This window comes from Pseudorhodoplanes sp. (genome assembly GCF_035565795.1).
Lineage (GTDB): Bacteria > Pseudomonadota > Alphaproteobacteria > Rhizobiales > Xanthobacteraceae > Pseudorhodoplanes.
Genome location: NZ_DATMRV010000022.1, coordinates 23,484 through 38,545, shown reverse-complemented (window position 1 = coordinate 38,545; position 15,062 = coordinate 23,484). Strand labels below are relative to the sequence as shown.

Below are 15,062 nucleotides of genomic sequence, written 5' to 3'. Positions count from 1 at the left end.
GATGTCTTACGTGCGCCATTCGATTCCGACGCGCCGCCCCGGATCAGCCAAACGACAATGTCCGCCGCCACGTCCCAGCCCATGATCGACGGCAGTTCCGAAGGTCCGGCGGGCTCTGGTCCAGCCGCGAAACCTGAAGGCGCATCGGGCCGGTTCCTGTCGATCCCGTATCTCCTCCTGCGCGCCACCACGGCGGGCGGCGGGCTCGTGGGCGGCTTTGTCCAGACCTTCGTGTTCGCGCGCATCCTCGATCCCGAGCGGTTCTCGGTTTTCATTCTGGTCGGCACGCTCGGCATCGCGCTGTGGCTGAGCGATATCGGCCTCGTGAAGATCATCTTCGTGCGCCTGCGCGCGTGGCTGCTCGGCGGCGCGCCGCAGGACGCGGGCATCGTCCGGCATGCGACGGCGATCGTGATCCTCTACTTCATCCTCGGGATCGTCTGCACGGTTGCGTGCTTCTTCGGCGCACTCGCATTCGGTGCAGGCACCTATGGCAGCCTCGAACTCGCGCTGTTCTTCCTGTTCACCGCGATCACCCTCGTCTGGTTCGCGCTTCGCAACATCAGCCTCGCCGTCGACGACTTTATCTTTTTCGAGACCATGGAGGTGACGCGGCGCACGCTGCATGTCGGCTTCATGCTTGCGACGCTGGTCGGTCTGTCGCTGATGGCGTTCCTCGTCATCGCCAATGTGATCTGGCTCGCGCTGTTCGCGGTCACGATCTCGCGACTCGCGCGCAAGGGCGCGCTAACGGCGACTGTCGCCGGCTTTCCCGGACATCTGCTTTCGTTCTTCCGCGAGAACAAGAAGGAAGTGGTCTCGGGCGGCACCTACGCCGTGAACGAATTCTATCTCTACAACTTCGCCTATGCGATCGTGCCGGTCGCGTACGGGCTCGGCGCGCCGACGATCATTCTCGATACGATGTTCAAGGTCGTGCGCGGAGCGACCGTCCTCTATTCCGCCGCGGCCGACGTCGCGCTGCCACGCCAGACGCGCGCCCATAGCGAGGGCGACCGGAGGAGTCTCGTGCTGGCGACCTGGATGGCGGCGGGGCTCGCGAGCCTGCCCGGTATCGTCATCTGCATGGCCCTCGCCTTTTTCTCCGAACCGATGTTCAAGATCCTGCTCGGCAATTCGGCGGTCATGCCGCAGGCCATCTCGAACCTGATGATCGTCCTCCTGATCGCCAACCTGATCCAGACGATCTCGAATTTCCTTCTGATCCACACCGGCTATTTCAGGGTGATCGCGCGGCTGAGCGTGCTGGTGAGCGTCGCGGCAACGCTGGTGGCCGGCATTTCGATCGTCGCCGGGGCCGACCTCACCGGCTTCATCAAGGCTTTTGTCGCGGTTTATGTCGCCAGCGCCCTTTCCTACATGACGCTGGCCCTGCGCGGCCCGCTCGCCAGGAAAAGCTGACCCTGCCCTCCGGTCCCGGTTGCGCGGGCGCGACGGCGTCCCTATAACGGCGCCGTCGGAGCGTGGCGCAGCCCGGTTAGCGCACTAGTCTGGGGGACTAGGGGTCGTGGGTTCAAATCCCGCCGCTCCGACCATTTGGACGATTTTTACAAATGCCCCGGCAAGGCGCCGACGGTTGAGGGTCAGGAGAGCCCTTCTCCTTCGTCCACCCGCAAGGCCGGCACCGGCGCGGCGATGCAGGAGTGCATGGCAGGCACTCCTGTCCGCAAGCGGGCGCACCAGGTGATCAACCGTTTGCGCGGGCTCCCGCCGTTAGCGAAAAGGCCCGGCGCGCGTCGCCGCTACCACCACCCTTTTGCCGTCCCGCAGCTTGTCTCGCAGCGATCAGAGTTGCCGGATCTGCCGTTGCTGTCGCTATCGGCAGGAAGCGCTCAGCCTCGAGCCGCGCAATCGCCGCGTGCTCTTCCGCGATGCGCCGATGAATGTATTGGCGCTCAAGTTCGGTCAGGTTCGTTGCCAGCAATTTCGCATAACGATCGATGTTGGCTCGATGGCCCCGCAAAAGACGGTTCACGTCCTTCTTCATCGCTGACTCCTCGTCGTTTCTTATGTTTACGCTGCTGTTGAGGCTGCGGCCTCATTTCGAAGCGCCGCAGCTCCGGGAAAGGTGGGTGAAGGCGGGTCACGTCGCGCGGCAAAATTCACGCGAATGACGTTGCTCTCCCGAGCAACGACAATCCCCTCCAGTCGACCTGGCATGGCCGCACCTATTGAAGCGGCTGGCCCTGGTCGGGACCACCGCGACGCACCAGGCCGCCGACCTGCTGCTTGCGTCTGGTTCGCCTGTATGTCGGCAACCAGCGGCCCATCTCGCGGTCGAGAGCGCACAGGGCGTCCATGATGTCGTCGAAACGCACTTTGCGGCCGCCCGGAATTTCGCGCAGCTCCGGAGTTGCTTCCAGCGCGCAGGCATCGGATGCCCATGACGCCAGAATCGCGCGCTTTTCGTTGAGGGTCAGGTCTGGGTCCGCCGCTACTTCGGACGGGTGAGCAAACGCTCGAGCAGGATGCAAAAGGTCGTCAGGATCGAATACTTTTCGCCTCGTCTCCGTCATCACCATATCCTCCTGAAAGAACATGGAAATGCCTGCGCCGACGCGCACGCTCTGCGCCCCGGCAGCGAACCGATTTAGGACAGACCGTCACCGCGTCAAGTCGGGCGCGCGATTTTTTTATTTTGCACCGCCGCAAGAAACCCGCGTCGGCGCACCGTCTGGGAACGCCCGATCGGTTGCGCTCCAGTAGCCCCCTCGAACGCGACTGCGCGCCCGCCGCATTTCCTCTATGCTCCACGCTTTGAGGTGATCCGACGCGCGGGCGCCTTTTTTCCGATCAAGGCTTCGGGGCGCGGCGCCCCTGATCGTTCCCGCCCGGGAGGATCCATGACGACAATTTCCGGCAAGACCGATCCGGTCGTGCGGCCGATCACGTTCGGCGATGTCGCGGAAGCGATGATCGAGGGTCTGCGTGACTTCCAGGCGGCACCGCTTCTCGGGATGGCGCTCGGTGCACTCTATTGCGTCGCAGGCATCGCCGTCGTGCTCAGCGTCACCACACTTGGCATGAGCTATCTCGCCTATCCGCTGGCCGCAGGCTTTGCGCTGATCGGCCCGTTTGTCGCGATCGGCTTCTACGAGATCAGCCGCAAGCGCGAGGCCGGCGAACGCCCAGGTCTTGGCGACGTCCTCAGGACGATGACGAGCCGCAGCGAGATCGGCTGGATGGCTTTTGTCACGCTCTTTGTCTTCATCATGTGGATGTATCAGGTGCGCTTTCTGATGGCGCTGTTCTTTGGCCTGAACGCGTCCTTCGTCTCGCTCACGCAATTCATCGCCGTGGTGCTGACCACGAATGAGGGGCTCCTCTTCCTGCTCGTGGGCAACATCATCGGCGCATTCCTCGCAGCCGTGATGTTCTCGCTGACCGTGGTGTCGTTTCCGCTGCTGCTGGATCGCGACGTCGATTGCGTGACCGCGATGGTCACGAGCGTTCGCGCGGTCGTAAAGAGCCCCGCCCCGTTGCTCGGATGGGCGGCCGTGATCGTGGTCCTGCTGGTGATATCGGCGCTGCCCTTCTTCCTCGGGCTGATCGTCGTTCTACCCGTCCTCGGCCACGCGACCTGGCATCTTTACCGGCGCATCATCGTGCCTGCCCCCGCAGGTTGAGCGCAACGTCGCTCGCCTTCGATCAACGCCACCCCGACGTCAGACCGAGCCAGCGCGATTCAAAGCTGATCTCGCTGGCGGCCGGCGCCGGCCACGCGCGGCCCTCCGTCATCGGCGCGGGAGCGGAATTGCGTCCATCGGTTTGGCGCCCATCGGCTTGACGCTCGTCGGTTTGCGGCCCCGTGATTTCACGCTCGACGATCGGCTCTTCTGCCCGGACGCGAGGTGTAACCTTCGCCTCCCGCGCTTTCGCCTCGGATGATTTTGCCCAGTACAGCTGTTCCTTCGGCAGCATCGCTTTGCCCTGGTACCAGCATTTACGCCCATCGATGATGCGGTAATACCAGTGACCGGATTTTGCAGCCGGCGCATCCGCCGCGCACTCGATCAACTCGGCGCTTGACGCCGACGGCGAAACGGCCGCGACGGCCAAGGCGGCTGCGCCCACGATCATCATGTTTTTCATTCCGGGCTCCTCTTTCTGAGGACAGGGTCGATAGTCTGAGTTCCGGCAGACCGGATCACCGAAGTGTGTTCGCGCCGTGAATGAGCAGGGTCAAAACTAGGGAGAGGTGATGTCACCGGGCGATCGTGCGGTATCCCGACACGGCCCCGCCACCCGGTGCCCTTGCGGCGGGATATGCATACCGCGGGCAGCCGCCTGCCCCTCTATCAGGGATTGACCTGCATCAACGCCCTCGGACGTGCACGGCGCTGAGATGCGCGAAACTCAGGGAGCACGCCATGAAGGTCGAGCAGATCCACCACGTCGCCTATCGTTGCAAGAACGCCAAGGAAACGGTCGCCTTCTATCAGAAGGTCCTCGGCATGGATTTCCTGATGGCGATGGCGGAAGACAAGGCGCCGTCGACCAAGGCGCCCGACCCTTACATGCACGTCTTTCTGGACGCGGGAAACGGCAACGTCCTCGCGTTCTTCGAATTGCCGAAATCACCGCCGATGGGCCGTGATCCGAACACGCCGGATTGGGTTCAGCACATCGCGTTCCGCGTCAAGGATCGCGCTTCGATGCTCGAAGCCAAGGCAAATGCCGAGGCGATTGGATGTGAGGTGGTCGGCCCGACCGATCACGCGGTGTTTCAGTCGATCTATTTCTTCGATCCAAGCGGCAACCGGGTGGAGGTCACCTACATGACAGCGAAACCCGGCCAGCTCGAAGACCTCAAGAAGATCGCCCCCGCGATGCTCGATGAGTGGGATCGCACCAAGCAACCGCCGCGTCAGGCGTCCTGGGTGCACCAGAAAGAATTCGCCTGACCGGCGCTTCGCGTCAAAGCGTCAGCGGAGTTCGGCGAGCGCGGCGCGGCCGCGCTCGGTGAGCGTCACGGTCGAATGCAGATCGTTCGGGCGGATACCGACGAGGCCGCTCCAGCACAGCTTCTCGCCTTCGATTGTATCGCAGAAGGCCGACAAGCGGATGTCTCCGTTGAGGAGCTTCTTGAGCTGTGAAATCTGAAACGTAGTGAGCGACATGACGGCTTTCCTTCCAAGAACCCGATGCGCATTTGTCGCGACCGGGCTTTGGACGGTTCAATCTCGCCGGCACTTGGCAAATTTGAGGTAAAGGCGAGGAAATTCGGCCGCAATTAAAGTTAGCCAATCGTAAGTGACAATTTTGCCGAAGCCCCCTCTCACGCCGAAGTGAGATTTTCCGCAATCGCGGCGAGCGTTCGTTAACCGTGCAACGGCAAAGACGCATTTTGGCGCTCTTTTAAAGCGAACAGTCACGCTTGCGGCCTATCTGACAGCCAGAGAGTCACCATGGCGTCAGGTCACCGCATGAGCGCGCCGATCCCCGCGGATCAGGTTCACGCAGTCTCCCCGGTTCACGCAGCGCACACTCCCATTCACCGGGTTGTGATGGCCGAACGCGAGTCGGCGCCTGCTCGCCTGACCGCGCTTGCTTCCCTACCCGTCGATGCCTGGGAGTCGCTCGCCGCGCACGCGATCGAACCGAATGCCTGTTATCTCCCGGCCTGGGCACTTGCGGTTGCGCACCATGCGCGCGGTCGAGGCGATGCGCTCGCGCTCGCTGCCTTCGATTGCGCGGCGCCCGACCGTTTGACCGGCCTCATGCCGGTACGATGGGCGAAGCGCGCGCTGTCGCTGCCGGTCCCGCTGCTCGTGTCGTGGAATGCGTATGCGCCGTTCTCGGTGCCACTGCTGGACCGCGACTGCGCCGTCCATGCCGCCGGCGCAATGATCGATGCAGCGAGGACGGCTGGCGCGCGTGCGCTCCTCCTGCAGAGCGTCGCGACCGGCGGACCGGCCTATGCTGCTTTGCGCGCGGCGTTGCATCAGCGCTCGCTGAAGTCCGAAGTAATGCGCAGCTTCCGTCGTGCGGCGCTCGATGCCCGTCAGAACGAAGACACGGTGCTGCGCGAGGCATTGTCCGCCAAGAAGCTGAAAGAGCTGCGACGCCAGCGCAACCGGCTGGAGGACGCCGGTCCCGTGACGTTTGAAATCGCTTCCACTCCGGAACAGATCGGCCCTGCGCTCGAGGCGTTTCTCGCGCTCGAAGCCGCGGGCTGGAAGGGCCAGCGGGGCACTGCGCTCGTTCAGGATCATGGAGACGCGGCATTCATTCGCGAGGCTGCCACAGCGCTCGCAGCACGCGGACAATTCGAGATCGTGAGCCTGATGCGCGGCGGCGCCACCCTCGCCTCCGGACTGATGCTGCGCGATGCCGGCCGAGCCTTCTTCTTCAAGATTGCCATGGACGAAACGCAGGCCCGCACGTCACCCGGCATGCAGCTGACGCTCGATCTCACAACGCATCTGTGCGCCGACGGAGCCATCGTATTCGCCGATTCCACGGCCGACGGCGAGCATCCGATGATCGATCATGTCTGGCGCGAGCGCATCGAGATTGCCGACGTTTTCGTGCCGCTGTCACCGCGCGATCCGTACGCCTTAGCCATTCGTGCGCTGGTGGCCGCGCGTTATTCCGCCATCAACGCAGTTCGAAGCATTCGCCGGATCAAGGAGAACCTTTCATGACATTCTTCGAGCCGACCGATACGGCCGCATTCACGCAGGACTTCCCGCACCTGCCGTTTGCGCTCAAGCACCACTTCGTCGGCAATCCGCTGCTGACGCTGCAGAAGCTCGCCGAGGTCGTCGGCAAGCTGCCGCGCGATCGGCTGGAATACAATTCGGGCAAGGCTGCCATCAGTCAGCGGCCCGAAACAACGCCGACCGTCGATCTCGAACCGGAACAGATCGTCCGCAACATCGAGACTGCGGGCGCCTGGATGGTGTTGAAATCGGTCGAACAGGAGCCCGCCTACCGCAAGCTGATCGACGATGCGCTGATGGAAGTCGCGCGGGCGCGTGGATACAACAGCCTCAAGGCGGCCGGCTTCGAGGATATCCGCGGCTTCATCTTCGTCTCGTCGGCGAATTCGACCACGCCGTTCCACGCCGACGCCGACGAGAACTTCTTCTTCCAGATCCACGGCGACAAGTTCTTCCACGTCTACGACAACCGCGATCGGATGATCGCTTCGGAAGAGGCGCTGGAGTCGAGCGCGATCAAGCACCGCAACCTGCCCTACGAGGCGCGGTTCGATGCCAAGTGCACGACATACAAGCTGAAGCCCGGCGACGGCGTGTTCGTGCCCTATCAATGGCCGCATTGGGTGCGAACGGCCGACAGCTATTCGATCTCCCTATCGCTGACATGGAAGTCCGAAGAGGTGCGCCGGCGCAACGACATCTTTGCCGTCAACGCGATGCTGCGCGGCGTCGGCATGCCGCAGAACCCGCCCGGCGTGAACCCGGCGCTCGACACAGCGAAGGTTGTTGCGTTCCGTGCCGCATCGGCTGCGGTCGCGCCGCTTCGCCGCAGCGAAAGCATGCGGCGGGTCATCCGGCGTCTCGTGAAGGGGCGCGACGCGAATTACTATTATCGCGAGGCTGGCAAGCAGGACGCCAGGGCGTCCTGACGCGCGCGCAAGCGCCAGAAAAATCACCGATCCGTGAACCCGCCTGCGTCCGTCTGCGACCAAGATGCAGGCGCGGCCACGCTCCGGGCCTGTCCGCCGTAGGGCATGCCAACCGATGGTGCCGTGCGGACTGGCCGCGCCCTGTTTCTCGTAATCAGTCCGTCGTCGTCTTCTGCATGGCGTTGTCGAGCAGACGGCGGCATTCGCTCAGTTCGAACAGCGTCGCCTGCAACCGCCGGAGATCCTCGCGCGACATCTGCGCGCGGATCGCGGCGGGTGTTGCCTGCGGACGCGGAGGCGGCGCGGCGACGGCGGATTCCTCAGTCGCGACGTCTTCCGGCTGATCGACATCATCATCGTCGACCGGACCGTGTACCGGCTGTTCGGCGCCCGGCTGCCAAACGCTCTGAACGAATTTCAGTCCCTGATCGCGCAGGATCCGCTGCACGCCACGGATGGTGTATCCCTCGCCGTAAAGCAGATGGTGGATGCCGCGCAGCAGGTCGACGTCGTCGGGCCGGTAGTAGCGCCGGCCGCCGGCGCGTTTCATCGGTTTGATCTGGCTGAAGCGCGTTTCCCAGAACCGCAGCACGTGTTGCGGAACTTTCAGGTCGTCCGCGACCTCGCTGATGGTCCGAAACGCGTCGGGCGCCTTATCCAAGCCACTCCCCGATTGCTGTTTGTCCGTCAGACGCCGATCCGATCACCGGTCCCCGCTTCGGGGGCCCGATGTGGTTAATGGCTGTCGGTGTCGTCAACGACGCCATGGCCGCTGCCGCCATTGATCTTCTGCTTGAGGATCGCCGACGGCTTGAACACCATCACCCGACGAGGCGAGATCGGCACTTCCTTGCCGGTCTTGGGATTGCGGCCGACACGCTGTCCCTTCTTGCGCACCACAAAGGAGCCGAACGACGACAACTTCACAGTTTCGCCGCGCTCCAGACAATCGGTGATCTCCTTGAGCACCTGCTCAACGAGGGTGGCAGATTCCGTGCGCGACAGGCCCACCTTCTGGTAGACCGCCTCACACAAATCCGCACGTGTCACTGTTTTGGCCGTCATCGCCCGCAGCCCCTAACCGGCGATCCTTCTTATTTTACAAGACGATATGGACTTACTCCTCTACGGTCAACCGAAGAAAACCGGCCAAGCGCATCATTAGCCGACCGCGCAGCCATTCAACCGGACATTATTGATAGGCCGTTACCCGCGCAGTGCCGGTAAGAAGTTACATCCGCACCAGCGATGCGCCCCAGGTGAAGCCGCCGCCCATGGCTTCGAACATCACCAGATCGCCCTTTTTTATGCGCCCGTCGGCCATTCCGGCGCACAACGCGAGCGGAATCGAAGCAGCCGAGGTGTTGCCGTGCTTGTCCACGGTGATGACCACCTTGGCCGGATCGAGTCCGAGCTTGATCACCGATCCATCGATGATGCGACGATTGGCCTGATGCGGCACAAACCAGTCGAGGTCGCGCGCGGTATAGCCGGTGGCCTTGAACGCGTCCTTGATCACGTCGGTGATCATGGAGACCGCGTGCTTGAAGACCTCCTTGCCCTCCATCCGCAGATGCCCGACCGTCTGGGTCGAGGACGGTCCACCGTCGACATAGAGCTTGGTCTTGTGCCGGCCGTCGGAGCGCAGATGTGTCGTGAGGATGCCGCGATCGGTCATCGCTCCCGGCTGCTCCTGCGCCTCGATCACCACGGCGCCGGCCCCGTCGCCGAACAGCACGCAGGTGGTGCGATCGGTCCAGTCGAGGATCCGGGAAAACGTTTCCGCGCCGATCAGCAGCGCGCGCTTGGCGAGGCCGGTGCGCAGCATCCCGTCAACGGTACCGAGCCCGTAGACGAAACCCGAGCAGACCGCCTGGATATCGAAGGCGAATCCGCCGGTGATGCCGAGCCCTGCCTGGATGGTGGTGGCCGTCGCCGGAAACGTGTTGTCTGGCGTCGAGGTCGCGCACACGATCAGGTCGATGTCCTGGGGCGTCATGCCCGCATCTGCGAGTGCAGCACGCGCCGCCTTGATACCGAGGTCGGACGTGACCTCCCCTTCGGCCGCAATATGCCGCTCGCGGATGCCCGTGCGCTGCACGATCCAGTCGTCGGATGTGTCGACCATGGTCGCCAGTTCGGCATTGGTGAGGATACGCTCCGGCATGTAGCAGCCGGCCCCCACAATCACGGATCGTAATGTCACGATATTGCTCCGGCCACCGGTGCGTCGGCCACTACGCGCGCCTCAGGAACGAGCGCCTGCCCGATCTTTGCCTTCAGATCGTTGCGCACCATCTGGTACCCGATATCGACTGCCGCCGAGAAGCCGTTTGCATCGGCGCCGCCGTGGCTCTTGATGACGATGCCGTTCAGCCCGACGAAAACACCGCCGTTGGCGCGGCCGGGATCGATCTTGGCCGCAAGCTTTCGGAAGGCTCCGCGCGCGAAAAGGTAACCGATCCTCGTCCAGATCGTCTCGCGCATCGCGGCCTTCAGGTAACCGGCAATCTGTCGCGCCGTTCCCTCCGCCGCCTTGAGCGCGATGTTGCCGGCAAAGCCTTCGGTCACGACGACGTCGACCGTCCCCTTGCCGATGTCGTCGCCCTCGACGAAGCCGGCATACCGAAGATGCGGAAGCTCGCGCTCGCGCAGGATCTGACCGGCCTCACGCACCTCATCCAACCCCTTGATTTCCTCGACTCCTATGTTCAGGAGCCCGACGCTCGGCCGGTCGATATTCAGCAGGATGCGCGCCATCGCGCTGCCCATCACGGCCATGTCGATCAGATGCTGGGCATCGGCTCCGATACTCGCGCCAAGGTCCAGCACCACCGATTCGCCGCGCAGCGTCGGCCAGATCGCGGCAATGGCCGGCCGCTCGATCCCCGCCATGGTGCGCAGGTTGATCTTCGCCATCGCCATCAGCGCGCCGGTGTTTCCGGCAGAGACCGCGACATCGGCCTGACCGTTTTTCACCGCGTCGATCGCAAGCCACATCGACGATTTGCCGCGGCCGTACCGCAGGGCCTGGCTCGGCTTGTCGTCCATCTTGATCGCGATATCGGCGTGGACCACACGCGACACCGCCTTCAGCTGCGGATACGACGCGAGCACGCCCTCGATGGCGGACGACGCCCCGAAGAAGATGAACTCGGTGTCGGGATGGCGACTTTGCGCAAGCGCTGCGCCGGGAATGACCACGGCCGGACCATGGTCTCCTCCCATGGCATCGAGCGCGATGCGAACCTTTTCTGGCATGAGCCGACTTTACCGGAGGCCTCGGATCACAGGAAGATGGGGGATACGGCGCGGGCGCGGACCATAGCCACTGATGCGGCGGATACAACCCATCGGGCTATTTCCTCCCCAGCGGAGGCTTTTGCAACGCCGCGAGCGCGGCAAACGGGCTTTCGGGTGGCTCCGAAGCCCTTTCAGACTCGAAAACCGCACCCTCCTTGCGGGGATAGGGATCGATCCCCAGCAGGAAATACTCCGTGGCGATCGCGCCGAGGTCGACAATGCCCCCGACAAGGGGCTCCGGCGGTTCAGCATCCGCTATTCCAAACGAGGCCTCGCGGTCTTCATCGCCGAGGGTCGCCGCGGTGTCCGGCGTGAACACCAGATCCACGACCTCATTGAGATTCTTGTCGATAGGCTCAAGAGTTACGACGCAATTCTGACCCACGACCGCATTGACCTCACCCACCACATGAAGGCCCAGCCCCTTCCGCCGGAGGTCGAAGCTCGCATCGAGTCTCGGCAAATCACGCAGGTTGGCAACGCGCGCAAGGGCCGCTCGCACCTCGGCATTCGCCTCGATGGCCACATGCAGGCCCTCCTCCGGCACGTCGGCCAGCGCCACCCGCTCGGTCCAGGGCTGATCGCGATCTGTCATGGCAATCCTCACATCCGGCCGGCGGGATCCGGCCAGTCGATCCGGCCGGCAGCGATCCCGGCTATGTCCTGCTGCTGCAGAGCCTGCGCCGCAGCCTCGACATAGGCGACCATCCCGTCCAGCCCCGCCGCGTCCTGATCCAGGAACACGTTCCGGCGCAGCGCTCCTCGCAGGCCCTCCCGGTCGCCCGTCTTCAGGGCTGAGATATAGGCCCGGTGCCGGCCGAAGAAAGCTGCGCCGACGCGCTTCATGTCCTTCGGAACCTTCAGATCGCTGACGCCCTCCTCGCGCAGGTGGTCGTCCATGTCCTGCAGGAACCGGTCGAACACCGCCTGCCCCACCGTCCGTGCCGCGGCGTCCCCTTGCGACAGCCGCTCGAACACCAGCGCCAGATGCAGCATGATGAGATCCAGCCGGCCGTTGACCGTGTCGGCAACTCCGTGGCTGAGGTAGAAGACAGGCGTGCGGGCTCGCGCCACGATGGCGCCATAGAGCGCATCGATGGTGGCGGCTTGGGGCTTTCGGCGAAACACGTTCAGCATCGGTCTGTTCTAGGTCCGGTCGGCAGGTATCGCCAGAGCGGCCGCGTTGCAATCGCGGACTTTGGGGGGTAATCGAACCGGCATGACGCTCGGCAGCCGTATCGGGATTCTGCCTTCACTGCGCCGTTCCAGCGGCGCAGCGCTGCTGGCATTGGCCTGCGCGCTCGCGCTGCCCGGATGCGGCGCGACCGAACAGACCTTCCAGCGCGGCTACGTGGTTCCCGAGGGCGCGCTCGAGCAAATCCCCCTGGGATCGAGCCAGGAGCAGGTCCTGATCGTGATGGGCACGCCCTCGACGGTCGCAACCGTGACGGGTGAGGTCTTCTATTACATCTCGCAACGCGGGCAGAAGGCGGCGGCCTTCCTGCCGCAGAAGGTCGTCGATCAGCGCGTTATCGCGGTCTATTTCGACAAGGAGCGCCGGGTATCCCGTCTTGCCGATTACGGCATCAAGGACGGCAAGGTGTTCGACTTCGTCAGCAAGACCACCCCGACGGGCGGCGCGGAGATGTCGTACCTGACGTATCTCTTCAAGATCGTCGGCATGCAGAACTGAGCCGTCCCGAACGGCTTCAGCGGACTTCCTCAGTCAACGGACTGGCCACGATCTGTCGGCGACAGCTGCAGGTCGGTAACAGACGTCGTCACGACCGGCGGCGGTGTGGCTTTCAGTGGCGCACAGATCGAGCGCCCCTTTCGTCAGCTGGCGATCTTGCGCGTCCGCGCCGGGCATCCCCCAAAACGCAAAGAGCCCCGCTTGCGCGGGGCTCTTGCCGTTTCGAGATCGCGCGATCGTCAGTGCGCGAGGATCGCGAGCAGCAGCAGCGCCACGATGTTCGTGATCTTGATCATCGGGTTCACTGCAGGACCGGCCGTGTCCTTGTACGGATCGCCGACGGTGTCACCGGTCACGGCCGCCTTGTGGGCTTCCGAGCCCTTGCCGCCGAAGTGGCCATCCTCGATGTACTTCTTGGCGTTGTCCCACGCGCCGCCGCCCGAGGTCATCGAGATCGCGACGAACAGGCCGGTCACGATCACGCCGAGCAGCATTGCGCCGACCGCCGAGAAGCCGGCCGACTTGCCGGCCGCGCCGCCACCCGCGATGAAGTAGATCGCGAAGTAAACGACGATCGGCGACAGAACCGGGAGCAGCGACGGAATGATCATTTCCTTGATCGCAGCCTTGGTCAGCAGGTCGACAGCGCGGCCGTAATCCGGCTTGTCCTTGCCCTGCATGATGCCCGGCTTCTCACGGAACTGCCGGCGCACTTCCTCGACGATCGAGGACGCGGCGCGGCCGACCGCGGTCATGCCCATCGCACCGAACAGATACGGCAGCAGGCCGCCGAACAGCAGGCCGACCACGACATACGGGTTGTTCAGCGAGAAGTCCGGGCTCACACCGACGAAGTACGGAGTCTTCGAGGCGATGAAGTACTTCAGATCTTCATTATAGGCCGCGAACAGCACCAGCGCGCCGAGACCGGCAGAGCCGATCGCGTAGCCCTTGGTGACGGCCTTGGTGGTGTTGCCGACAGCATCGAGCGCGTCGGTCGACTTGCGGACTTCCTTCGGCAGACCCGACATTTCGGCGATGCCGCCCGCGTTGTCGGTGACCGGACCGAAGGCGTCGAGCGCAACGATCATGCCGGCCAGCGCCAGCATGGTGGTGGTTGCGATCGCGATGCCGAACAGGCCGGCAAGACCGTAGGTGATCAGGATGCCGGCGATGATCACGAGCGCCGGCAAGGCGGTCGCTTCCATCGAGATGGCGAGACCCTGGATCACGTTGGTGCCGTGGCCGGTCACCGAGGCTTCGGCGATCGACTTCACCGGCCGGAAGTTGGTGCCGGTGTAGTACTCGGTGATCCAGATGATCAGGCCCGTCACCGCGAGGCCGACGATTCCGCAGATGAAGAGTGTCATGCCGGTGAAGGTCACGCCGCCGCCGGTCTTGAACGTCGTATTGAAGCCGAGCATCAGGTGCGTGACGATCGCGATACCGACGAGCGACAGGATGCCCGTGGCGACGAGGCCCTTGTAGAGGGCACCCATGATCGACTGGTTGGCGCCGAGCTTCACGAAGAAGGTGCCGGCAATGGAGGTGATGATGCACACCGCACCGATGGCGAGCGGATAGATCATCATCGACGACAGCGCGGGCTGACCGGCGAAGAAGATCGCTGCAAGGACCATGGTGGCGACCGCAGTCACCGCGTAGGTCTCGAACAGGTCGGCGGCCATGCCGGCGCAGTCACCGACGTTGTCACCGACGTTGTCGGCGATGGTCGCCGGGTTGCGGGGATCGTCCTCCGGAATGCCGGCTTCGACCTTGCCCACGAGGTCACCGCCCACGTCGGCGCCCTTGGTGAAGATGCCGCCGCCGAGACGGGCGAAGATCGAGATCAGCGAAGCACCGAAGCCGAGAGCGACAAGTGCGTCGACCACCGTGCGGCTGTTCGGAGACAGGGCCAGCGGGCCGGTCAGGACCATGTAGTAGACAGCCACGCCAAGGAGCGCGAGACCCGCCACCAGCATGCCGGTGATGGCGCCCGCCTTGAAGGCGATCTCAAGTCCGCCGGCGAGCGACTTAACAGCCGCCTGCGCCGTGCGAACGTTGGCACGGACGGAGACGTTCATGCCGATGAAGCCCGCCGCGCCGGACAGAACCGCGCCAACCAGGAAGCCGATCGCGACCAGCCAGCCGAGCAGCAGGCCGACGACTACGAAGATCACCGCACCGACCATGCCGATCGTCGTGTACTGGCGCTTCAGATAGGCCTGCGCGCCTTCACGGACGGCGGCGGCGATTTCCTGCATTTTCGCCGAGCCGGCATCCGCTTTCATGACCGACATGGTGGCCCAGATGCCGTAGATCACGGCGAGCAAACCGCAGGCGATAATCACCCACAAAGCTGTCATTGACGTCCCCGATGATGTGGAAGGAGCCGGACGAAGCCGGCTCGCTGCTTGGGGCCGAGCGCGCGGAATCGCCTCCGCCCGGCCT

The 15,062-nt window shown here is 63.9% G+C and carries 17 protein-coding genes and 1 tRNA gene; 7 read left to right on the top strand and 11 right to left on the bottom strand.

The window, feature by feature from the left end:
- Positions 1-57 precede the first annotated feature (57 nt).
- The gene (locus tag VNZ93_RS02005) at positions 58-1,422 is read left to right on the top strand and encodes a hypothetical protein (RefSeq protein ID WP_325699321.1); all 1,365 of its coding nucleotides are present in this window, start codon (positions 58-60) and stop codon (positions 1,420-1,422) included.
- A gap of 56 nt (positions 1,423-1,478) precedes the next feature.
- Positions 1,479-1,556: transfer RNA gene (locus VNZ93_RS02000), tRNA-Pro, on the top strand.
- A gap of 152 nt (positions 1,557-1,708) precedes the next feature.
- Here VNZ93_RS02000 and VNZ93_RS01995 read toward each other — a convergent pair.
- Positions 1,709-2,008 carry a hypothetical protein gene (locus VNZ93_RS01995; protein WP_325699319.1) on the bottom strand — a complete coding sequence of 100 codons (300 nt, stop codon included), beginning with the start codon at positions 2,006-2,008 and terminating at the stop codon, positions 1,709-1,711.
- A 181-nt stretch (positions 2,009-2,189) separates the two neighbouring features.
- On the bottom strand, positions 2,190-2,585 hold the full coding sequence (locus tag VNZ93_RS01990) for a hypothetical protein (RefSeq protein WP_325699316.1): 396 nt from the start codon (positions 2,583-2,585) through the stop codon (positions 2,190-2,192).
- Between the two features lie 279 nt (positions 2,586-2,864).
- Between VNZ93_RS01990 and VNZ93_RS01985 the strand changes: the two genes are divergently transcribed.
- Positions 2,865-3,647, top strand: coding sequence for a DUF2189 domain-containing protein (locus tag VNZ93_RS01985; protein WP_325699313.1), 783 nt, complete (start codon positions 2,865-2,867; stop codon positions 3,645-3,647).
- Between the two features lie 22 nt (positions 3,648-3,669).
- Here the strand turns inward: VNZ93_RS01985 and VNZ93_RS01980 are convergent, their stop codons facing one another.
- The gene (locus VNZ93_RS01980; protein ID WP_325699310.1) at positions 3,670-4,080 is read right to left on the bottom strand and encodes a hypothetical protein; all 411 of its coding nucleotides are present in this window, start codon (positions 4,078-4,080) and stop codon (positions 3,670-3,672) included.
- Between the two features lie 311 nt (positions 4,081-4,391).
- Between VNZ93_RS01980 and VNZ93_RS01975 the strand changes: the two genes are divergently transcribed.
- Positions 4,392-4,925: a VOC family protein gene (locus VNZ93_RS01975; protein ID WP_325699306.1), complete on the top strand. Its 534-nt coding sequence runs from the start codon at positions 4,392-4,394 to the stop codon at positions 4,923-4,925.
- Between the two features lie 21 nt (positions 4,926-4,946).
- Here the strand turns inward: VNZ93_RS01975 and VNZ93_RS01970 are convergent, their stop codons facing one another.
- Positions 4,947-5,141 carry a hypothetical protein gene (locus VNZ93_RS01970; RefSeq protein WP_325699303.1) on the bottom strand — a complete coding sequence of 65 codons (195 nt, stop codon included), beginning with the start codon at positions 5,139-5,141 and terminating at the stop codon, positions 4,947-4,949.
- Between the two features lie 288 nt (positions 5,142-5,429).
- Here VNZ93_RS01970 and VNZ93_RS01965 point away from each other — a divergent pair, with 288 nt between their 5' ends.
- A complete protein-coding gene (locus tag VNZ93_RS01965) occupies positions 5,430-6,668 on the top strand; it encodes a GNAT family N-acetyltransferase (RefSeq protein ID WP_325699301.1) in 1,239 nt (412 codons plus the stop codon).
- A complete protein-coding gene (locus VNZ93_RS01960) occupies positions 6,665-7,615 on the top strand; it encodes a cupin-like domain-containing protein (protein ID WP_325699299.1) in 951 nt (316 codons plus the stop codon). Before VNZ93_RS01965 ends, VNZ93_RS01960 begins: the two co-directional genes overlap by 4 nt.
- A 154-nt stretch (positions 7,616-7,769) precedes the next feature.
- Here the strand turns inward: VNZ93_RS01960 and VNZ93_RS01955 are convergent, their stop codons facing one another.
- The 6 genes from VNZ93_RS01955 to VNZ93_RS01930 form a co-directional block, all read right to left on the bottom strand.
- Complete coding sequence (locus VNZ93_RS01955) at positions 7,770-8,276, bottom strand: MerR family transcriptional regulator (RefSeq protein WP_325699296.1); 507 nt, start codon at positions 8,274-8,276, stop codon at positions 7,770-7,772.
- Positions 8,277-8,350: 74 nt separating this feature from the next.
- Entirely contained in the window at positions 8,351-8,680 is a 330-nt protein-coding gene (locus VNZ93_RS01950) for an integration host factor subunit alpha (protein WP_325699293.1), read from the bottom strand.
- A gap of 166 nt (positions 8,681-8,846) precedes the next feature.
- A complete protein-coding gene (locus VNZ93_RS01945; RefSeq protein ID WP_325699380.1) occupies positions 8,847-9,824 on the bottom strand; it encodes a beta-ketoacyl-ACP synthase III in 978 nt (325 codons plus the stop codon).
- Positions 9,818-10,876 carry a phosphate acyltransferase PlsX gene (plsX, locus tag VNZ93_RS01940; RefSeq protein ID WP_325699290.1) on the bottom strand — a complete coding sequence of 353 codons (1,059 nt, stop codon included), beginning with the start codon at positions 10,874-10,876 and terminating at the stop codon, positions 9,818-9,820. The genes VNZ93_RS01945 and plsX overlap by 7 nt, the downstream gene beginning before the upstream one ends.
- Positions 10,877-10,973: 97 nt before the next feature.
- Positions 10,974-11,513, bottom strand: coding sequence for a DUF177 domain-containing protein (locus tag VNZ93_RS01935; RefSeq protein ID WP_325699287.1), 540 nt, complete (start codon positions 11,511-11,513; stop codon positions 10,974-10,976).
- An 8-nt stretch (positions 11,514-11,521) separates the two neighbouring features.
- On the bottom strand, positions 11,522-12,055 hold the full coding sequence (locus VNZ93_RS01930) for a ubiquinol-cytochrome C chaperone family protein (protein WP_325699284.1): 534 nt from the start codon (positions 12,053-12,055) through the stop codon (positions 11,522-11,524).
- Positions 12,056-12,137: 82 nt separating this feature from the next.
- On the opposite strand from VNZ93_RS01930, the gene VNZ93_RS01925 reads away from it, so the two are divergent.
- Positions 12,138-12,611, top strand: coding sequence for an outer membrane protein assembly factor BamE (locus tag VNZ93_RS01925; RefSeq protein WP_325699281.1), 474 nt, complete (start codon positions 12,138-12,140; stop codon positions 12,609-12,611).
- Positions 12,612-12,850: 239 nt separating this feature from the next.
- Here the strand turns inward: VNZ93_RS01925 and VNZ93_RS01920 are convergent, their stop codons facing one another.
- Entirely contained in the window at positions 12,851-14,977 is a 2,127-nt protein-coding gene (locus VNZ93_RS01920; protein ID WP_325699278.1) for a sodium-translocating pyrophosphatase, read from the bottom strand.
- Between the last annotated feature and the right edge of the window lie 85 nt (positions 14,978-15,062).